Consider the following 20,796-nt stretch of genomic DNA (forward strand, 5'->3'; position numbering starts at 1 on the left):
ATCAAATTCACCAGGTTTATTTAGTATACATAAAAACATAAAACGTTAGATTTCTACTCGTTCCAATCTACTTAAATAATAGTTGTAAATAAAGTACGTAAATAAACTTGACTGGACGTAAGAAAAAGACTGTAGGCAAACTCAAATTTCTTTGAGTTTGCCTACAGTCTGAAATCTCCACATATGAATGTGGAGACTCCGGATTAAAGAAATGCGATATGGTGCTTACCATTAAATTCATAAGGAAGCTCTAAAAGCTGATTTACTAAATTAGGTCCAACTTCATTCAAGAGCTGAAGTGGGGAATAAGTACGTTCTTGTAATCCACCATTAGGAGTCAACTCCATTATCATTCGATCATAACGGTGAATCGAGGCATCTAGCTTTCCAATGAAATTATCTTCAATTGCATTTTGGATATATTTCAATTGATTTTCATGATAGCGCAAGTTTTTTTCAACTAAAGGCGATAACTTTATATCGTCCGATTGAAGTAACTCGTCTAACTCAGTATATTTAACTACTAGCTGTTGTTTAATGGAATCAATCAACGCTGGAACTTTTTCATTGCGATTGTCGTTAATATATTGAAGCTTAGCTGCTTCTACTGCCCCATCCCATATATCAGGTACAGAGAAAGAAAATTTTTCCAACAATGTTTGGGTTTTTATATTTACAATCGAAATGCTCAGCCTTGGCATAATTACCGGCATCTTCATATCAAATAGTTCAAATGCATTTTTCAAAATTCCCCAGTAAGCAATTTCGCCAGGTCCTCCAATAAAGCTTAAGACCGGAAAAACCATTTCTTGCATAAGGGGTCTTGTAACGACATTATTACTTAGTTTTTCAGGATAACTTATCGCGATTTCCATCAATTCATCTTCTGAAAAAGAAATTCCTTTTGCTTCATGGACAAATTTGTTGTCTTTTCTTTCTAATAAGAAACGTTCACCATTTTCTACGTAAAATAAATGGGCGGCATTTTCTTTTGCTTGAATTGGCATACCGAATCCTGATTGTTCAAATGCTTTTTCATTTTCAAAAACTATTTTCGCCAATTCCGATGACTGCTTCACCATTTTTTGAAAATATTCACTTTCTAGTTTTCGGAATGGTTCATATGCTGCATCTATAAAAAGCAGTCCTTCCTCTTGAAAAAGATCGTTCATCATTGCGGCAAAAAAATCACTATACGTTAAGTTATTTTCTAAAAGATTATTTATCTTGGAGAATAGCTCCTTCGTATATAAAGTTTCCGGTAAACTTTGGAATAGTTCTTCCATGTAGCCGCTCATTAGTTCATTATCAAATTTCGTTACGGAAGCCATTTGCTTGATTTTGGATACTTCTGGGTAGACGACCTTCTGAAGTTTTCTTCCTCTTTCTATGTAAACATGATTAATCTCGTCTATATCATGATCTTCTCCTGCTATCCAGAAAACAGGGATTACGGGAACTCCAAGTTTTTCTCTTTGCTGTTTTGCTAAAGTAATAACGGAAATAGCCTTATGAATAGAGTACATCGGACCAGTAATTATTCCAGCCTGCTGTCCTCCAATAATGATAATCCCATTGTCTTTCAATTCTTCTAGGTGTTTTTTACTTTTTTCAGATATTCCAAACTTGCTCATGTAATTCGTTAATACATTTACGAGTTCACTTCTTTTATGCTTACTAAAATCAGTTTCCTGAAGTCGATTTTGAAGTGCTGTTTGATTCCATTCATAATGAAAGAAAGAAGATAGGCTAGCTGTATCTTCTAAATATTTCTTATAAAATGAGGAAGCGAATGGTTGTGTGTGTTTCTCTAATCGCACGATTTTTCCACCTCTTTAATATAAATACTTAACGAGTATATCATTTCACAACCCTTAGTGAAAAATTATTAGCTTATATAATATAATACATATCGGATAACTCCGATTATCCAAATAAGTGCGTAAGCTATGCATAATAAAAGAAATAATGATCTCCAAATTTTACGGAGAAGAGGGATTATTTCGATTTCCTTTTCAGTTCTCCAATCAAAATAAGTAAAAATCGTAGCAATTATTAACGACATAATGATTAATGAGAATAGGATATTTTTTGAAAACAGCACGGAGACTGCATTAGAAACTGAAAAAAACAATATTAGCGTTGTCACATCTGCTGCAATTCCGAATGACTTTTTTCTTTTATGTAATAAATATTTTGATATTAGAAATGTAAGTAAAAATAAGAGAAAAGGAAACACTAGAAAAATAGAAAGTATTTTAATAATTACAATCACCTACTTTATTCATTTCTTGAAGTAATAGATAAAAAGTATTTAATACGGGCAATATTTTATCCCTTTTTCGAGCTTCTCCAATGACTGCCCCCACAATTGTATCAATCTCCATCAAACGACCTTTTTCATAATCAGCCAGCATGGAAGATCGATTATATTCAGTTTGTTTGCAAAGTTCGACAACATCTTCCCAAGTTAGTAGTTCTTGCCAACCCTCAAAAGCTCCCATCAATTCATCATACATATTTCTTAAAATGATAAAGTAGGATTCATTTTTAATTAGTTCACCATTTTGTACTTTTGCAATAGTAGTTAAAGGATTTATCAAACAGTTTAATAACGCTTTTCGAAAAAGAATTTGTTCAATATTAGAAGTGAACTGGATCGGAAACATATCCGAAGAACTTTCAATTAACATATCTACCTTTTTTCTGAGTCCTTTTAAAATACCAACCGTTGTTAATCCGATTCCAAGATGACTCACGGTAGTTGGGTTTACTTTTGAAGCACCATGTAAAACAGATCCAATTGCTATTGTTTCTTGTTTTAACTGTTCAACATAAGAGAGATGAAGTAAACCGTTTTGAATGAATAATAATGGAGTTTGTTTAGGAAGTGAATCTAACCCTACTTTTAATTGTCCTAGATGATGATATTTCACAGCAACAATGATCAAGTCCATTGATTCCAATAATTCTATTTCACTTACTTGCTTACAATGAATAAGTTTAGGTGCGTTGTGTTTTTTTTCTATGTAAAGTTTTTCATTTTCATTGTTTTTTCTCACCAAAAATGTAACTTCATGCTTTGCTTCCGCTAAATAGGCACCAAACAGCATCCCTATTGCGCCTGCTCCAATAATACCTATTTTCAAAATAAACACCTCCAACTATAAAAATGTTCAGCTCCTATGTCAGCTCCAACAATTGTCTTCTGCAAAATGTTCTGCTCAGGAGTGCAATAAATAAGGAGCGAGGAGGCTGAAGTGACGCCCGCGGCAATGGAAGTCATTGAGAAACTCGAATTAGTATTTTTGTAAGAATTAACTTGCTTTATTTATTTAAGAGAATTTAGCGCGACGCATGAGACTCCTGCGGGAAAGCGAGACAGACGAGACCCCGCACGAAGCAGAGCGAAGGAGGAGGCTCGTCGCTCGCCCGCGGAAAGCGAATTCCTAAGCGATAAATTCTCTTAAGCCCTATTTGATAGTATTTTTTTTAGAATAACACTTTTTCAGTGACCTCCGGAAAGGGAGCCGTTTCAACGATTTTCGGGAGTATCGCCTTTTTGAACGATTTACTAGAAATGAGAAAGTAGAGTAAAGTGTGGAAATTGTTTAGGTTCCACCTCTACTTTTAGCTTTTTAGACAATCTCTTTTATCTTATGAAAAAGGCCTACCCTTAAGGTAGACCTTATTTTTAAAATTTATTATACAGGAAGCACAGGATGTTTTCGAGGTGCTACAGGAATTTCTTTGTTCTCATAATACTTCAGACGATTTGCAAGTTCGTTGCGTAAATCACTTGGTGCCACAATCTCATCAATAATCATCTCAGATGCTAGTTTATAAATATCAATTTCTTCTTTATATTCTGCATGCTTCTCTTGAACAAATTTAATTTTTTCCTTTGGATCTTCGATGGCTTCTATTTTGTTTGAATAAACTGCATTGACTGCTGCTTCAGGTCCCATTACTGCAATTTGTGCAGTTGGAAGTGCAATACATACATCTGGCTCGAATGCAGGTCCTGCCATTGCATATAAACCTGCTCCATACGCTTTACGAACAATGACTGATATTTTTGGTACTGTTGCAGAGCTCATCGCTGCGATTAATTTCGCACCGTGACGAATAATTCCAGCTCGTTCTACTTTCGTTCCGATCATAAAGCCTGGAACGTCCGCTAAAAACAGCAATGGAATAGAAAAAGCATCACAAAGTGAAATAAATTTCGCCGCTTTATCAGCAGAATCTACAAAAAGTACTCCACCTTTTGCTTTTGGTTGGTTTGCAATAATTCCTACTGCTTGTCCTTCGATACGCGCAAAACCAGTAATTAACTCTGGAGCAAATAGTTTTTTTACATCAAAAAAAGAATCTTTATCAATTAAAGCATCAATCGCTTCATACATATCGAAAGGTGCATTTTGATTTTCTGGAATAATCGCTTCTAAAGTTCTTCCTTCTTTCGCTTGCTTTGGCTCCACTTTTTTCGGCTTTTCTGTGAAATTAGCAGGGAAAAAGCTTAAATAACGCTTTGCTTCGGCTATTGCCTCTTCCTCTGAAGTTGCTAGCACATCTCCACAACCGCTGATTGTACAGTGCATGCGAGCTCCGCCCATTTCTTCCAGAGTTACTTTTTCACCAATTACTTTTTCAGCCATTCGTGGAGATCCTAAATACATGGAAGCATTTCCTTCTACCATGATTACCAAATCACAAAATGCTGGTATGTATGCACCACCTGCAGCAGATGGTCCAAACAACAAACAAATTTGTGGTATGAATCCAGAAAGCCTTACCTGATTGTGAAATATTTTTCCCGCTCCACGGCGATTTGGGAACATATCTAACTGATCTGTAATACGCGCTCCTGCTGAGTCTACTAAATACAACATAGGCACTCTATTTTTCTCAGCTATTTCTTGAATACGAATAATTTTCTCCACCGTGCGGGAACCCCATGAACCTGCTTTTACTGTTGAGTCATTAGCCATTACGCAAACCGTTTGACCATTTACTTTCCCAGTTGCAGTTACAACACCGTCTGCCGGTAAATCGCCAGCTTCTACATTAGCGAAGCGACCATCTTCTATATATTCCCCATTATCGAATAGTAAAGCTAATCGATCTCGAACAAATAGTTTGTTTTGTTCTTTCATTTTTTCGTGATACTTTTCATGACCACCAGCAAAAATCGACGTTAACTTACTTTCTAATCGTTCGTTATACGCTTTATTTTCTCCCACTTCGAAAGCCCCCTTACTAGAAAAGCATAAGGCGCCAGCTTGTCAGCGACAAGCAAATGACGGTTTCCGAGGATGCAGCTCTTCAGCCACTGGAGGAAACTGGCATTTGACCTCGAGCTGACGGCGCCTGAAGCTAGACAGTTATTAAGTAAAAAAGTAATTCTACCTATCTATTAATGTTCATTAATTATTCAAATGTAATAAGAACGTCGCCTTCATTTACGAAATCGCCAACTTGTGCATTAATAGTAGCTACTTTACCTGCTACTTCTGCTTCCACTGGAATTTCCATTTTCATTGACTCCAAAACAAGCACTACTTGTCCAGAAGATACTTCTTCTCCTACTTCCACGTTTACGGTAAATACAGTACCTGCCATTGTCGATTCTAAATTTTTCATTTTGAAACTTCCTCCCTTTGTTGTTGCATCCATTCCCCTAAAACAGATGTTGAATACACTCCACTTTTAAAGCTATCTGCATTTAAAAATTGATAAAACAAATTAATATTTGTTTTCACACCTTCTATTTTAGCAGAAGAAAATACTTTTTGCGCTTTCTCTATTGCCTTATCTCTATTTTCTGCGTGAATAATTACTTTGGATATCATTGGATCATAGAATGGAGTCACTTTATTTTCTTCTTCATAACCTGCCTCAATTCGAATATCCTCGACATCGCCCCAATATTGTCGAGTAATCGTGCCTGGTGATGGGAAGAACGTTTTTGGATCTTCTGCATAAATTCTAAACTCCAAAGCATGACCTTTTGTAGAAATAGATACTTGTTCTTTCACAGGTAATTCTTCTCCAGCAGCTACTTTTAACTGCCATTCTACTAAATCAAAACCTGTCACTGCCTCCGTAACTGGATGTTCCACTTGAAGTCTTGTGTTCATCTCTAGGAAATAAAATTGATGATTTTGATCCACAATAAATTCCACTGTACCAGCGTTTACATAATCTACAGCTTTTGCGGCATTTATAGCAGCTTCAAACAATTTTTCGCGCGCTTCTTGAGGAAAGTTAGGCGATGGTGACTCTTCTATTACTTTTTGATTTCTTCGTTGTACCGAGCAATTACGTTCAAATAAATGAACTATGTTTCCATAAGTATCTCCAAAAATTTGTACTTCAATATGTCGTGATGCATCGATAAATTTCTCTAGAAATACAACATCATTTCCAAAGTAAGACTTTGCACGTGTTTTAGTGGAATCGAAATGTTTCTCTAAAGTTACCTCGTCGTCACAACGAATCATGCCAATACCACCACCACCAGCACTTGCTTTAAGCATGATAGGATACCCTATATTAGAAGCAGCTTTTTTTGCTTCATCGATGGAAGTTAAGCCATGCTCTGTTCCTGGAACAACTGGAACGTTCGCTTCTATCATTGTTAACCTCGAGCCAATTTTATCTCCCATTTTTTCGATTGTTTCGGCTTTTGGTCCGATAAAAAGGATTCCTGCAGCTTGAGCTTTGCGAGCAAAATCTGCATTTTCCGATAAAAATCCATATCCTGGATGAATCGCATCCACTTGTTCTTTTATAGCAAGTTCAATAATATCATCCACTTTTAAATACGATTGTTGTACTGGACTTGGACCAATTAAAAAAGCAAAATCCGCTTCTTTCACATATGGTAAATCTTGATCTGCATCCGAGTATATTGCAACTGTCTGTATATTTAACTTTTTACAAGTTTTAATAATACGTCTAGCAATTTCTCCCCTGTTTGCAATTAATACTTTCTTCATAAATTTCCCCCCTAGGTTAAAAAACCGACGCCATTTTACGTATACCAAATTGCTGGCGTCGGTATCAAGATTTGTAAAAACATGAACCCCATCTCTATTAGTCTATACGAATAATGAAAGCGATTTCAACTAAATCTCGAAATTTTTTTAAAACAAAGCAAAAGAGAAAGTGCAATTTTTAAGAAACAAAAAAAGCCTCTACTACTAGAGACTTCTTTTTAACGGTGATCTATATGTGTAATCCCTTGTCTAACCCAGTTTACTAATTGTTCGTAATCTCTTTTTAGTAAGTTGTATGCATCCGAGATTTGGTCATACGATTGTTTCATTTCATCATAACTTTCCATTGCCAATTGAAGATGATTTTGCAAAGATGAAGAGTCTGGAACTTCTCTTGAATGTACTTCTCTCACGGAACCTTCTTTTTTGAGGACAATTGGACGAAGATTTTTATTCCACCGAAAAGCGCAGGCTTGCTTGGAGCGACCTAACAAAATGCTTGCTTCTTGAAATCCAGAAATTTGCGTATGGCCTTGCTCTATTTTCTTTAAAACTAACTCTTTTAAAAGATTGTCTTCTTCCGAAGTCCAACTATCTTTTCTAATTTTAACATTCATGTTTATCACCCTTTGCTTTTTTACTAATATATGCAAAGTGGGTACAAATAGACTCTAAATATTATTTCTTTTTTATATAAAAAATGCATGGTGTTATTTAGCTTTATACTTTCTTATTTTTTAAAAAGGTATTAACTGCATCATGGTGAATTTCTTGCTCCCAAAGAATAGAACAAGCAGCAACTTCCTCCATAATTCGATCGTATAATTTTGTTTGTTCCCATTTTCGAATTGCCTGCATTTTATAAGCTTGGAGAACTGTAGCATGGGGAACGATCATTTTCTCGATAAATTTCTGTAGAGCATCCAATTTCTCCCCTTCAAAAACTTCTGTAGCCCATCCAATGGCCAGAAGATGATCAGATGGATATGGCACTGCTTCTGTTAGCATTTGAAGCGCATGATCATGTCGCATTCCTTTCTCCAACAAATAAGTTCCGCCTCCCCAACCAGAAGTAATTGCTAATTTACCTTGAATAAAACCACATTTTGCATCTTTTTTTACTAGACGATAATCACATAATGTTGCTATTTCACACCCTCCACCAACTGCTGTACCATTTATAAGTGCAATAATAGGAATAGGCAAAGTAGCTACTTCATATAAAACTTTTGCAGTTTCACTTAACATTCTATAGGATTCTTTTTCCGTTTTTAATTGATGAAATACGGATAAATCTCCACCAGAACAAAATGATTTCTCTCCAGCTCCAGTAATAACCCCTATTTTAAGGGAATTGTTTGTTTTTATTTGATTTATGAACTGCTTAAATCCTTCCATTACTTCCGCGTTGATAGCGTTGTGAATAGTTGGTCTATTTATTTCAAAAATGATTGTTTCATCTGTTATTTCGATTGTATATGCCATATCCATACCCCTTTATGAAAATGTATATAGAGAAAAAGGCTACCAAAGAGCCATGGTCTCTTTGGTAGCCTTTTAAGGAACAAATACTGAATTATTTGCTCACTACTTCTTTCCCTTTGTATTGACCGCATGATTTACAAATACGGTGAGCCAATTTCATTTCACCACAATTTGAACAAGCAACCATACCAGGTACGGATAATTTAAAATGTGTACGACGTTTTCTTTTTACAGTTTTAGAAGTTCTTCTAGCTGGTACTGCCATTGGTGGCACCTCCTTACAGATCTATTATTCGTCTGTTTGATCAAAATACTTAGCTAATTCAGCAAGTCTTGGATCCAATTTTGGTTGATCATCTTCTTGCAAATCATTCAGATCATCATCTGTTGTATACGTCCAGCCGCTCCCACCTTCATGTTTAAATTGGTCTGCACCTTCTTTAAACACTTGCATTGGAATTTCTAGAAGAACTAGTTCCTCTAAAACTGGATCTGCATCAATAACATCACCTTCAACAATATGCATGTTATCATAGTCAAAGGCAGATGCATTTTCAGACCAGCTGAAAATTTCAACAGATTGAATCTCAAATGGATATTCTACATCTTCCCAAGTGCGAGCACAAGGTAATGTTAGAGTTCCTGAAAGCTGAAAATGACAAGTCATTTGCGCTGCACCAAACGTACAGTGCCCTTCTACATGAACGGGTGAAATGTTTCGAACGTCCTGGTTTCGTTTCTTCACATTTTCGAGAGAAACGAATTCATCTAACGTCATCCCGTTATCACGATATTTAGCTAATTGATGAATTGCCCATTTCATACGATTATCACCTCAAGACAACAAAGTTGATTATATAATGACTGTATTTAGATGTCAAGATAATTTCTTGTCACTACATTATTTTAACATTATAATCTCTATAAGGAAAGCGTAAGTGCTAATGTTTGTCCCAACTAGAATGTGGAGTTATTTCCCATCCACGAAAGAGCTTAAACTATGGCATGGAAGAAAGTTATACTTTCTTATCTGATAAGGAAAGGGTTTGATTGGTAGATGAAAGCTACTGGAGTTGTTGTCGAATACAATCCATTTCATAATGGCCATTTACATCATTTAAAGCAATCACGATTAAAGACAAATAGTGATGTTATCATCGCTGTAATGTCCGGTAATTTCTTACAACGCGGAGAACCAGCTCTAGTAGATAAATGGACTCGTGCGAAAATGGCACTTTCTGCTGGAGTTGACTTAGTTATCGAGCTACCTTATGTTTTTGCAACAGCCCAAGCTAGTGATTTTGCAAAAGGAGCTATTTTTCTATTGGAAGCATTAAAGTGCGAATCTTTTTGTTTCGGTAGTGAGGAAGGTTCTATGGAAGCATTTCGTCATACATATCAACTATTATCGACTAAAAAAACAGAATATAATACAGCTATATCAAATTTTATGAAACAAGGGATAAGTTATCCTAAAGCATTAAACGAAGCTTATAGATTCATCTCTGAAAGCTCTTCACTCCCTTTAGTTGATTTGTCTAAACCAAATAATATACTAGGGTATCATTATATAGAAGCTGCATTTCAATTAAATGCTTCTATAAAGCCTGAAACCATTCATAGAATTGTTGCAAATTATCATGATGAAGCAAAGCCGAACGAAACTATTGCAAGTGCGACAGGGATTCGAAAAGTATTATTCGATGAAATGGACTTTACTGCAATAGAACATTTTTTACCAAGTACTAGCTTAAATGAATTACAATTGTGGAAATCTAACTTTCAAATTTTTGGAAGTTGGGAACGCTTTTGGCCTATTCTTCGGTTCGTTATTTTACGTCATACAAAAGAACAATTGGCTAATTATGCAGAGGTAACGGAAGGTATGGAAAATGCAATCTGGAATGCAGCAATGAGAAACGAGACCTTTCTCTTATTTATGCAACAAATAAAATCTAAGCGTTTTACTTGGACAAGGATTCAACGGATGCTGACGCATATTTATACCGAATTCACTTGGGAACAGTTGAAGAACATGGATTTGCCAACTTATATACGACCGTTAGCTATGAATAAAAACGGACAAGCCTATTTACAATCAATCAAAAAAAACTTACAAATTCCTTTAGTAAGTAGAGTTGCAGCATGTAAAGACAATAACATGCTCGAACTGGACTTACGAGCTACAAATTTATATTATCTTGGTTTGCAAACTGATTATGGGCAAAAAATGATTGGAAGTGATTATAAAATCACTCCAATCATTCGATAATGCTTTATTTTGGCTCTAATTGATTTAAGTAAGCTAGAGCGTCATCTACTGTTTTCACAGGCACAATTTTCATTTTTGTGCCTATTTTTTTTGCCGATTTCATCGCCTCTTCATAATTGGAAGTAAGTCCAGGATTATTAGCTAAAATGGTAGGATCTATAACGTCATCTGGAGCAAACATAATTTCAATTCCTTTTCGATCAGCTGCAATAACTTTTAAATCTATTCCACCAATTCGACCTACTGTACCATCTGGTTTCATTTCTCCTGTTCCAGCGATATTATATCCTTTTGATATATCTTCAGGCAGCAATTGGTTTAGAATTTCTAATGTAAACATGAGACCTGCAGAGGGTCCTCCGATGTCTTCGGAATTCATATGAATAACAGGAGTAGTTTCCACTTTTTTGTCTTCTGTATAGGAAATACCGATACTAGGTTTATCAAGAATATTAGGGATTGTTCTTAGTGTAGCTTCCTTTTGAAGTTTCTTCCCATCTCTCTCAACCGTCATCTGTACCGTGTCACCTTCTCCTTTTCCACTCAGATATGTTTTGAGTTTATCCTCAGTTAAATCTGATAAATCATCCATCGCAATAATTTTGTCTCCAGGTTCTAAAATTCCATCAGCAGCACTATCTTTTAAAACATTAAAAATAAATATGCCATTATTTATTATTGTATAGGGCTTTTTCGCTCGATTATAAGCTACCGTAATAGCATTAAATTGAGAATCAGACATAAGCTTTAATTGACGAACATTATATTCTTTTTCATCTTCATCTTCATTACGAATTTGATTTGCTTTGTATATTTTTTGATTGTCGACTATTTTAGCATATAAATACGTTAATGGAGTGGCCTTTGCTAAGGAAATTGTTAATAGACTCAACTTTCCTTCATCGTCTTCATCTCCGCCTTCAACTTGGACAAATGGCGATAATTCGTACGCTCCACCAGGTTTTGATATATATGATTCCATTGGATAAAAGGCTAGGGATGCTACTAGCACTAGAATAAGAAGGAGAATTATTGGTTTTCTCTTCATCATGATTTATCCCTCCCTTTCATTTTTTACACTCATAAGTTTATCACTTCCATTTTTTTCTGACAAAACAAATGATAAATAAAGGATGAAATAATTTGCACAAAATAATTACAGTTGGTAGTTGGGCACTTATTATACTTCTTTTTTTACAACCAGGTGTAGCGCATAAAGGAGCAGTAGAAGGGATGCGTATATTTACAACAGCACTACTCCCTTATTTACTTCCATATTTAGTTATTACTCAAATGTTCATCCGATCACAAAATACTTTTTTGAAAAGTCAAAACAAATTCAAACTATATATGAATATTTACTTCCTTACTGCTATCGGTGGATTTCCAAGTGGTGCTGCAATTATTTCTTCTTTAAAAGAAATAGGAACATTAAATGATCGTAATGCTAGTTGGTTGCTTGCTATTTGCCATGCTCCGAGTCCAATGTTTGTTATTGGATTTGTAGGTATTGATATTTTCCATGCCGAAATTGCTGGTTTCAAGTTGTTAATCATTATTCATGTAGTAAATTTTATATTCCTTTTATTATTCATCTTTTTTTCTCGTCCTATACAAATGAATACGGAGACAACTAAGATATCCTCTTCACCTTTTCAAGAAAGTATTAAAGAAACTTCACAAATATTACTACTTATTGGAACAACTGTTGTTTTCTTCACAACTGTTAGTATTATCGTATTCGAGTCTGTTAAAGAGGTATTTCCGTCAATCTCACCGCTCTTATTAGTATTTGTAGCTTCTTTTTTTGAGATGACTGGAGGAATAAGTCTTGCTGGTGAAATACTGGCTGGAAAGCATATGTTACCAGTAATTGTAGCATTAATCATTGCATTCAGTGGGATAAGTATTCATATGCAAATAATTGTCTTAGCACAAAAAGCTGGAATATCTATTCGACGTTACTTACTTTTCCGTGTAATTCACATGATTATCATCCCTCTAATTTTCCTACTATCAACATAAAAATTACTTATGTGCCTGAAGATATTTCGTTCACTCACCATACTACAACACGAAAAAAACCTTGCAACCTGTTTGCAAGGTTAGACTGTAGACAAACTTAAAGAAAATTGAGTTTGCCTATAGTCATTTTTATTAATAATAAAAATTGAAAACAGTCGATTTCCGGCGGGCGAACGCTTTCCGCGGGCGTGGCTCGACTTCGATCGCTATGCTTGTAGCGAGGAGATTGAGGCAACGCCTGCGGAAAGGGAGCCGCTTCAACGATTTTCTTATTTCTTGGACTTTGGACAACCTTATAAGACAAAGTCGATTTATAGGGACTTTTCAGTGCCCTTAACTTAGCTAGAACACTGTAATCTAGAAAATTGTTGAAAAAGGCGACACTCCAGCGGGAATAGCGTTCGTCGAAGACCCTGCAACGTAGCGAGTAGGGCACTGAAAAACCTACGTTTTTATCATTTCAATCTTTATAAATATTTTTCACCATTAGTTAGTCTCTCTATTATAAACGAAGAAGGTTTTTAGAAGAATAGGTGGGGGCTAGTTGATTGGAGGGGAAGGCGGCGACTCCAGCCGGAATAGCATGAGCTGAAGACCCTGGACTGAGCGTAGCGAAATTAATTTTTGCGACGAGCTTGCGCAGGAGCAAGGGAAGCGGCTGAAGCCATGCCGGCGGAAAGCGTCCGCCTGTAACGGAAATCAACGATTTCCCAATAAAAAGAGAGTATGTGAACAACTTGTCATTCACCATACTCTCTATGAAATCTCTTGGAGGACTTTTTCAGTGCCCTCTTAGCGAGGAGGCTGAGGCAACGCCCATGGTAAGCGAGTTGTAAGCTTCGGAGTCCATAATATAATCCTAAGTAATTTTAAACAACTGTTGACAACTGGTTTTTTAGAGTCTGACATCAGTCTGAAGCCTTGCAAAATGTTTGCAAGGTCAAACTGTATTATATTTCTTTTTAAGAGCTACTTCCACTTGTGGGGGAACCAACTCACCAATATGACCACCATATTTGGCAACTTCTTTTACAATACTCGAGCTTAAAAAGGAGTATTGATTTTTGGTCATGATGAAAAAGGTTTCAATCTCATCATTTAATACTCGGTTCATCGATGTGATTTGCATTTCGTATTCGAAATCGGAAACTGCACGCAATCCACGTATAATAGCACTTGCATTAACACTTTCAGCATAATCCATTAATAATCCGGAAAACGTTTCTACTTTAACATTAGAAAGATGAGAAGTTGCCTCTTCGATTAACTTTACTCTCTCATCGACCGAAAAAAGAGGATTTTTGGATGAGTTATTCAAAACTACAACATTAACTTGGCCAAAAACAGCTGCTCCTCGATTAATAATATCTAAATGTCCATTGGTAATCGGATCAAAGCTCCCTGGTACGACTGCAATTTTAACCAACTTAATTCCCCTCTTCTATACTTTTGCGATAAATAGAAATGACCGTACTTCCGTATGTTTCTCTTCTAGTAAGTGTAAAATTTCCTAACTCGGATGCTAATTCAACGTTTTTTTCATGCTCACAAACGATAATTCCCGTGTCTTTCATACATCCTATTTCTACAATTTTTTTTGCGAAATCATAAAATAATACTTTATCGTATGGAGGATCCACAAACAACAAGTCTATTTGAAGGCTCCTTTTCTCAAACGCTTTCACCGCTCGAGAAGCATCGATTTTGTATAATTCGCTAGATGCTTCCAAACGGCATTTCTTTAAGTTCTCTCCTATTGTTTGCATTGCTTTTTGATCTTTTTCGATAAAAATACAAGTATCGATTCCTCTACTTAATGCTTCTATACCTAAATTTCCACTTCCAGCAAATAAATCAACAGCAACTCCACCTTCAAAATAAGGACCAATCATATTAAAGATAGATTCTTTCACTTTATCTGTCGTTGGTCTTGTGTTTGTTCCTGGTACTGCTTTTAGAGGCAAACCTTTCATAGATCCTGAAATTACTCTCATGTTATTTCTCCTAGCCTTAAAATAACGCGGATTGGGTAATATTCACTCGTTTATCTTGTTTTTCTATATCAAGTAAAAACAAACGAATCATCCACGCTTCTTCGATGTAACGAACTGATCCTATTTTTTCAAATGGTTCAGACATTGCGTCATATCTTTTTTCATTTAATACATAAAACGGTTCTTGAATTGGAAAGCGGAAGGCTCTTGTTGCGTTTTGAACATATAATCCTTTATTTGTTTCATTTAATGAATACCCTAAAACAGAAAGTAACGGTTCAGCCGGATACAATATTTTCCCATCTTTAAACAGTATCTTCATATCTTCTTGCTGCAACTCATTAATATATACAGTTCTAGGATCTTCAAATAGTAAAGGAAAATAATCCTCTTTTGACTGAACATTAAAAGTAAAGAATGATGTTTTTAAATCCAATGTTTTGGATAACAGTTCGTCCATTTTTTCTGCATTCAATTGTTTATTTTTAGTTATAGCGGTTTTCCATTCCTCTAGTTGCTTGGATGTAAAATAGTTATTGAGAGTCTCATACATCCAAATAGCTTTTTCAGACCCAATTGGTTGATTGAGCAAATAACTACTAATCACTTCCGCTAATAACGATTCATTTGAATCTAGTCCGTATGTAGATTGTACATTATTTACGATTAACTCACGCTGAATGGCAGCAATGTTCTCATCATTAAAGAAAACAATGCGAGATGTATTCGTAATATGATTATTTTCCGACAAGAAAACTGCTACATGCTCACTGTTGGGTAAATGTAATTGGTTTAATTTGCTTAAAAGTTCTTTTGATACTTCCTTTTTCGAATAAAAAGTAAAATAATCATCTTCATACATAACAGGTATAACTTCTTTTTGCCAGTATAGTTCTGTTATATTACCTGGACCATATGCGAGCGTATAATCGATTAGATCTAATGATGTGTTTCCAATTATAGGCAGGCCACTAACCCACATTCCGCCTCTTTTTAGTTCATCCGTAATATGAAGAGTCGTGTATGAAACTCCACCTTTTTCAAGATTTGCAAAAATACCGGATAATATCTTTCCATCTTGAATCCCCTCTAATAAGGGTATTTCGTAAGAGATACTTTGGTTAGAAGCATCCCCTTCTTTGAACGTATTTAAATCTTCTGATAATCGGCTACAAGTGTCACCTTGACTTAAGTTACAACTTCTATTCTCACTTGAAATTGGCCAAGAAACATTCAATTCCTCATTTGGAATATTTTTAAAATGTTGCTTAACGATCATTCTATCTTTTTTCAATTTTACTTCAATATCTTGTTCGTAAAAAAAGGACTTGCCCTCCTCCTCTAAGCTCGAGGAATAGACGTGATACTGAAATAGTAGAAGTACACTATTTACAACAATGAGTATCATGGATAAAAAACTTACAACAATTTTCATAGAATTGTCCTCCAACAAAGTGGTAAGATGAATTGGAAAGGAAGTGTTTTCATTGATTCAACGTTTTATAGAGCTTGGTGAAGGCTACGGTGATATTTTCGAACTTTGTGAACTAGCACGTTTAAATCAAAATCGAATTCATCGTGCATTTATTTTTAAATCCAAAAAAGACAATAAAGAAAATTACTCTATTGCAGTTGCCCTTAAACCAATAAATTCCGCTAATTTTTTTCCTATTTATATATGCCGAGAAGGAATACCAAATATCAATCCAGTTCCACAAAGACTTTCAACTTTTCAAAACGCATTAAAAGAGTTACAAGTGGAACCAGTCCAATTAGAGATAAAACACTCTTCCACTTTTGTAGATAGAGAGTTGTTCTATCATTATGTGATCGGAATTTTACGTTTAAACCATTTAATACCACCATTACAATAGATTCGAGCTTATAAACCGATTTTGTAATCGTATTCTTTCGCTTTGTCTGGTTTACTATTTTCAAATTCAGTTTTTAAAAATGGGCGAAAAGATTCCAAAATTTCTTTCACAAAAGGAAGTTTATTCATCTTTTGTTTAGCATTTTCAATCTGATCTTGATCACAATACAATACGACATATTTTAGCCGTTTTGAGATATAGTGAACATGGCCATATTTTCGTAAAGATTTTGCTTGTTTTAAATGATGCACATAGACAACTAATCCTTGTCTTTCTGTCATACGTTTCCCCTCATTTCTTCATCTCAAGAATAACATATGCATGAAATTGATAGCAACAACAACTAGCTGACAGTTAGGAGTCAGTTAGTTATAATAAGAAAAACCTTTCGTTTTAAAAGGAGGATTAAAAAATCTTATGGGTAAAAAAACAAATGTAGCCATTGCCATTGCAGCAGCGGCTGGAGCAGCCTGGGCTAGTACAAAAGCTCTTTCAAAGCCCCAAAGTCGCTCCACAAAAGAGGCACTTGAATATGACCATCCTATAGTATTAGCTCATCGAGGTGGATCTGCACTTGCTCCTGAATGCTCTCCCTCAGCTTTTGAAAATGCAGCTAAACTTGGGGTACACGGCTTCGAAATAGATCTACGTTTAACAAAGGATGAAGAAATTATCGTTTTTCATGATGAATATCTGGACAGAGTGACAAACCTTACTGGGAGAGTTGCAGACTATACATTAGCTCAACTTGAAGAAGCTGATTTAGGTTATAACTTTATAGACTTAGATGGGGAAAATTCTTATAGAGATTGTGGAGAACAAATAATGACATTGGGGGAACTACTAGATAAATACCCTCAAATGCTTATTAATATGGATATTAAAGATGCACCACAAACTTATGAGGGTAGTTTGATGCCTTCTAAACTTTGGAGACTATTAGAAGAGAAACAAGCATTCCAACGAGTAGTTGTTACAAGTTTTTACGACGAACAAATTGATCGGTTCAATTTATATGCTCAAAATACAGTAGCACTTGGAGCAGGGGAAAAAGAAGTTAGGAAGGCATATACTGCATTTACTAGTCAATTTAAACATCTGTATCATCCAAAAGCGGATGTGTTTCAGATTCCTGTAAAATCTAATGTGTTTCCTTTAGATAGTGCTAGTTTCATTAAGTTTTTGACTTCCTTAAACATCCCAGTTCATTATTGGACAATCGATGATCCTAACATAATGAAAAAGCTTATAGCTAACGGTGCGAAAGGGATTATTACTGATCGACCTGACTTAGCAATTGAAGCATTAAAATTCGATTAAGAAAAACCGGGCAAAAGACGCCCTGTCCTTATAAGAAGAGTAACCGTAGAAATATCGTCGATTTCCGCTACGGCGGGGAAAGCGAGACAGACTAGACCCCGCACGTAGCGAAGCGTAGGAGGAGGCTCGTCGCTCGCCCGCGGAAAGCGTCCGCTTGTAACGGAATCCTTTGACAAAAAGACCATGAATACTGTGTTCATGACATACTTTCTTATTTTTTAAAAAAGCGCAAGGTGCGCCTACTTTGAATCTGCATAGATACTAGTAGAAAAGGTTATGCTTTCTTGTCCTAAAAAAAGGATGTGTGCACGCCTCTAGGCATTTGCACACATCCTTTTTTAAAACAATCATTATTATGCAGAACAGGAGCAAGAGCCACCTGATCCACAGCCACTTCCACAGTTGGAACCGCTTGATGAAAAAAATGGATTGCTCACTGGCACTTTGACACCTTCTGAAACGGATTTACCAATAATTAGACTAATCTCATCTAATAAATCTTGCAACTCGTTTTCAGCAACTTTCAAAGTTGCTATTACATCTACCATATCCAGATTTCTTTTAGTTACTCGAATATCCTTCATGACAGTTGAGTAATCTGGATGGTATTTTCCGAATCGTTGAACCTCTTCGTATTGATCTTTTAGTTTGGTGAAATGATTTATCTCACGAACTAGATTCGAATTTGTATATACAGCACGATGTGCATTTAAGTATTGATAAAATTGTTCAGAGGTTAGAACCATATTACATAGAATATCTGACTGGTCCATTATTGTGGCCCATTCGTTGGTCATTATCATATTGTATACCTCCACTCTTTCATCATAACAGAAAACTAGAAACAATTGCTAAACTATTAACTTGTTGTTAGGAGTAAAAATAATGAATGAATTACAATCTTTGATAAATCAAGTAACAGAAAATGCTTCCGAAGTTGAAATTGGTATACTAACGGATTTCTTAAAAGGGTTACGTAATAAACAACAAAAAGAAGCTCCTACATATTTAAACGCAGTTTTTCATATGGACACACAGTTTGAAAATGAATCTTGTATCGTTACACTACCTGTAACTCCACTTACTCATAATAGCTTTGATATGCCTCATGGCGGTATCATTACTACACTAGCAGATAATGCGATGGGTTTTCTTGTAAACAAAGATTTGCTACCTGAAGGGAAAGGTGCTGTAACATCCAATATAACTATTCATTTTGTGAAAGCAGCAACCGAGAAAACATTAATTGCTACTGCTTCCTATTTACATAGAGGTCGTCAAACATTAGTTTTAGAATGTACAGTAACGCAACCAAATGGCAAAAGAATTGCTTATGCTACTGGATCTTTTTTTGTCATTAATCCATCTAACTCTTCAAAATAATTCCTGATTACTTCATGGTCAGAGAAAGGGACAACAGAATCTTCTATAATTTGTTCTTGCTCATGTCCCTTTCCTGCTATTAATACGATATCTCCTTTTTTTGCAATACTTAAAGCTAAAATAATTGCTTGTTTGCGGTCCTTTTGAATTATTACTTTTCCTTTATCCGCCCCACACATAATATCATTGATAATATCATCAGGATGTTCATTTCTCGGATTATCGTTTGTAATAATAGCTTTTGTTGAAAATTTAGTAGCTACTTCCCCCATCCACTTTCTTTTTTGTTTATCTCGATTTCCTCCGCATCCAAAAACAACAAATACGTTCTGTTTCGCGTAAGCAGAAATTGCTGATAAACTAGCTTCTAAAGCATCAGGGGTATGTGCGTAGTCAACTAATACCTCAATCCCCTCTTTATTATTAATGCGTTCTAATCGCCCTTTAGGAAGTTTTACTGTTCTAATTTCACGAAGTGGTATTCGCAAAGCAACTAACACTGCAATTGCTGCAGCTAGGTTCATCCCATTATAATAACCACTATTAGTCATTTCTACTTGCAGTTCTTCATTGCTTATACGAAATCTATATTTTACATTCTCATTTGTATAGTCTATATTTTGATATACTACTTCATTCTTTTTGTTTTCTCCAAATCGAGTTACTGGTATATGAGCTCTATTGCCTACTGACTTACACCAAGAATCATCATCATTAACAACTAGCTTCTTGGATTGTAAAACAAGCAATTCTTTTGATTTCTTATATGGGACCATTCCACCATGAAATTCAATATGGTCTTTTCCGATATTCAGAAATACACCAACATCTATAGGATAGTTACTTAATCTTTGATCTAACAATCCTTGAGATGATGCTTCCAGTATGATAAACTCCACATTTTGTTCGTAACAATATTTTACAACTTGTATAAAATCATAAAATGGTAATGTTGTATTGCTTCGTAAACATAGTTCTATTTTTTGTCCATTAACAAATACACCTAATGTTCCTATTACACATACTGATTTACTTTGTTGCATTAATAGCTGTCCAATAAATGACGCAACTGTTGTTTTTCCGTTCGTCCCTGTTATTCCGATTGTTTTCATTTTCTTTCCGTATAGCTCATATGAAATAGTTGATATTCTTTGAATAAAACAGTTCATTTCTATTGGAATAATTATTTGGGGAACACTACAGTCGTGAATATAAACTTCTGTCAAGACGGCAATAGCCCCCCTTTGAATTGCTTCTTCTATATATGTTCGATCATTTGTTTGTGAAACAAATACATCTCCTTCCTTAATTTGTTTAGAATGATCAATACATCTGTTTATTTTTACACACGCTAAGTTGCCAATAATCTGATACTGCAATCCTTCTAATAATTCTTTTAAAGGATAAATAATTATCCACTCCCTACACCATTCTTGTAT

Annotated in this window: 22 protein-coding genes; 5 read left to right on the plus strand and 17 right to left on the minus strand. The window is 35.3% G+C overall.

From position 1 onward, the window contains the following. Positions 1-203: 203 nt before the first annotated feature. From bshC to FG384_RS17065, 10 genes are all read right to left on the minus strand, one after another. Complete coding sequence (gene bshC / locus FG384_RS17020) at positions 204-1,820, minus strand: bacillithiol biosynthesis cysteine-adding enzyme BshC (protein ID WP_166462473.1); 1,617 nt, start codon at positions 1,818-1,820, stop codon at positions 204-206. Between the two features lie 68 nt (positions 1,821-1,888). Then, positions 1,889-2,275 carry a DUF3397 family protein gene (locus tag FG384_RS20480; protein ID WP_142643887.1) on the minus strand — a complete coding sequence of 129 codons (387 nt, stop codon included), beginning with the start codon at positions 2,273-2,275 and terminating at the stop codon, positions 1,889-1,891. Further along, entirely contained in the window at positions 2,259-3,149 is an 891-nt protein-coding gene (locus tag FG384_RS17030) for a ketopantoate reductase family protein (RefSeq protein ID WP_142643888.1), read from the minus strand. Before FG384_RS17030 ends, FG384_RS20480 begins: the two co-directional genes overlap by 17 nt. A 555-nt stretch (positions 3,150-3,704) precedes the next feature. Next, positions 3,705-5,246 (minus strand): acyl-CoA carboxylase subunit beta, encoded by a 1,542-nt coding sequence (locus FG384_RS17035; RefSeq protein WP_142643889.1) that lies wholly within the window; start codon positions 5,244-5,246, stop codon positions 3,705-3,707. A gap of 187 nt (positions 5,247-5,433) precedes the next feature. Then, a complete protein-coding gene (locus tag FG384_RS17040) occupies positions 5,434-5,646 on the minus strand; it encodes an acyl-CoA carboxylase biotin carboxyl carrier protein subunit (RefSeq protein ID WP_142643890.1) in 213 nt (70 codons plus the stop codon). Then, the gene (locus FG384_RS17045; protein ID WP_142643891.1) at positions 5,643-7,004 is read right to left on the minus strand and encodes an acetyl-CoA carboxylase biotin carboxylase subunit; all 1,362 of its coding nucleotides are present in this window, start codon (positions 7,002-7,004) and stop codon (positions 5,643-5,645) included. The genes FG384_RS17040 and FG384_RS17045 overlap by 4 nt, the downstream gene beginning before the upstream one ends. A 218-nt stretch (positions 7,005-7,222) precedes the next feature. Continuing rightward, positions 7,223-7,621 carry a transcriptional regulator gene (locus FG384_RS17050; RefSeq protein WP_142643892.1) on the minus strand — a complete coding sequence of 133 codons (399 nt, stop codon included), beginning with the start codon at positions 7,619-7,621 and terminating at the stop codon, positions 7,223-7,225. Between the two features lie 103 nt (positions 7,622-7,724). After that, the gene (locus FG384_RS17055; protein WP_142643893.1) at positions 7,725-8,489 is read right to left on the minus strand and encodes an enoyl-CoA hydratase/isomerase family protein; all 765 of its coding nucleotides are present in this window, start codon (positions 8,487-8,489) and stop codon (positions 7,725-7,727) included. Positions 8,490-8,580: 91 nt separating this feature from the next. Continuing rightward, on the minus strand, positions 8,581-8,754 hold the full coding sequence (gene rpmF / locus FG384_RS17060) for a 50S ribosomal protein L32 (protein WP_093263953.1): 174 nt from the start codon (positions 8,752-8,754) through the stop codon (positions 8,581-8,583). 24 nt (positions 8,755-8,778) lie between these two features. Next, positions 8,779-9,312 carry a YceD family protein gene (locus tag FG384_RS17065; protein ID WP_142643894.1) on the minus strand — a complete coding sequence of 178 codons (534 nt, stop codon included), beginning with the start codon at positions 9,310-9,312 and terminating at the stop codon, positions 8,779-8,781. Between the two features lie 234 nt (positions 9,313-9,546). Between FG384_RS17065 and FG384_RS17070 the strand changes: the two genes are divergently transcribed. Next, a complete protein-coding gene (locus tag FG384_RS17070) occupies positions 9,547-10,761 on the plus strand; it encodes a nucleotidyltransferase (RefSeq protein ID WP_142643895.1) in 1,215 nt (404 codons plus the stop codon). Between the two features lie 4 nt (positions 10,762-10,765). Here FG384_RS17070 and FG384_RS17075 read toward each other — a convergent pair whose 3' ends face one another. Next, a complete protein-coding gene (locus FG384_RS17075; RefSeq protein WP_205961814.1) occupies positions 10,766-11,812 on the minus strand; it encodes a SepM family pheromone-processing serine protease in 1,047 nt (348 codons plus the stop codon). A gap of 92 nt (positions 11,813-11,904) precedes the next feature. Here FG384_RS17075 and FG384_RS17080 point away from each other — a divergent pair, with 92 nt between their 5' ends. Further along, on the plus strand, positions 11,905-12,786 hold the full coding sequence (locus FG384_RS17080; RefSeq protein WP_142643896.1) for a hypothetical protein: 882 nt from the start codon (positions 11,905-11,907) through the stop codon (positions 12,784-12,786). Positions 12,787-13,726: 940 nt separating this feature from the next. On the opposite strand, the gene coaD is transcribed toward FG384_RS17080, so the two are convergent. Genes coaD through FG384_RS17100 form a run of 3 tightly spaced genes read right to left on the minus strand, consistent with a single transcriptional unit; the run spans position 13,727 to position 16,215 of the window. Next, on the minus strand, positions 13,727-14,212 hold the full coding sequence (gene coaD, locus FG384_RS17090) for a pantetheine-phosphate adenylyltransferase (protein WP_142643898.1): 486 nt from the start codon (positions 14,210-14,212) through the stop codon (positions 13,727-13,729). 1 nt (position 14,213) lies between these two features. After that, positions 14,214-14,780 (minus strand): 16S rRNA (guanine(966)-N(2))-methyltransferase RsmD, encoded by a 567-nt coding sequence (gene rsmD / locus FG384_RS17095; protein ID WP_142643899.1) that lies wholly within the window; start codon positions 14,778-14,780, stop codon positions 14,214-14,216. Between the two features lie 16 nt (positions 14,781-14,796). Beyond that, entirely contained in the window at positions 14,797-16,215 is a 1,419-nt protein-coding gene (locus tag FG384_RS17100; RefSeq protein WP_142643900.1) for a hypothetical protein, read from the minus strand. A 43-nt stretch (positions 16,216-16,258) separates the two neighbouring features. Between FG384_RS17100 and FG384_RS17105 the strand changes: the two genes are divergently transcribed. Beyond that, the gene (locus FG384_RS17105; RefSeq protein ID WP_338101354.1) at positions 16,259-16,654 is read left to right on the plus strand and encodes a DUF7147 family protein; all 396 of its coding nucleotides are present in this window, start codon (positions 16,259-16,261) and stop codon (positions 16,652-16,654) included. 8 nt (positions 16,655-16,662) lie between these two features. Here the strand turns inward: FG384_RS17105 and FG384_RS17110 are convergent, their stop codons facing one another. Beyond that, positions 16,663-16,935, minus strand: coding sequence for a YlbG family protein (locus FG384_RS17110; protein ID WP_142643902.1), 273 nt, complete (start codon positions 16,933-16,935; stop codon positions 16,663-16,665). A 136-nt stretch (positions 16,936-17,071) separates the two neighbouring features. On the opposite strand from FG384_RS17110, the gene FG384_RS17115 reads away from it, so the two are divergent. Further along, positions 17,072-17,974 (plus strand): glycerophosphodiester phosphodiesterase family protein, encoded by a 903-nt coding sequence (locus FG384_RS17115; protein WP_142643903.1) that lies wholly within the window; start codon positions 17,072-17,074, stop codon positions 17,972-17,974. Between the two features lie 353 nt (positions 17,975-18,327). On the opposite strand, the gene FG384_RS17120 is transcribed toward FG384_RS17115, so the two are convergent. Beyond that, a complete protein-coding gene (locus FG384_RS17120) occupies positions 18,328-18,777 on the minus strand; it encodes a YlbF/YmcA family competence regulator (RefSeq protein ID WP_142643904.1) in 450 nt (149 codons plus the stop codon). A gap of 82 nt (positions 18,778-18,859) precedes the next feature. On the opposite strand from FG384_RS17120, the gene FG384_RS17125 reads away from it, so the two are divergent. Continuing rightward, on the plus strand, positions 18,860-19,357 hold the full coding sequence (locus tag FG384_RS17125; protein ID WP_142643905.1) for a PaaI family thioesterase: 498 nt from the start codon (positions 18,860-18,862) through the stop codon (positions 19,355-19,357). Here the strand turns inward: FG384_RS17125 and FG384_RS17130 are convergent. Further along, positions 19,306-20,736, minus strand: a complete 1,431-nt coding sequence (locus tag FG384_RS17130; protein WP_166462474.1) for a UDP-N-acetylmuramoyl-L-alanyl-D-glutamate--2,6-diaminopimelate ligase — start codon at positions 20,734-20,736, stop codon at positions 19,306-19,308. The two genes, FG384_RS17125 and FG384_RS17130, sit on opposite strands and share 52 nt — an antisense overlap. Positions 20,737-20,796 lie beyond the last annotated feature (60 nt).

The organism is Psychrobacillus vulpis (assembly GCF_006861825.1).
Taxonomy (GTDB): domain Bacteria; phylum Bacillota; class Bacilli; order Bacillales_A; family Planococcaceae; genus Psychrobacillus; species Psychrobacillus vulpis.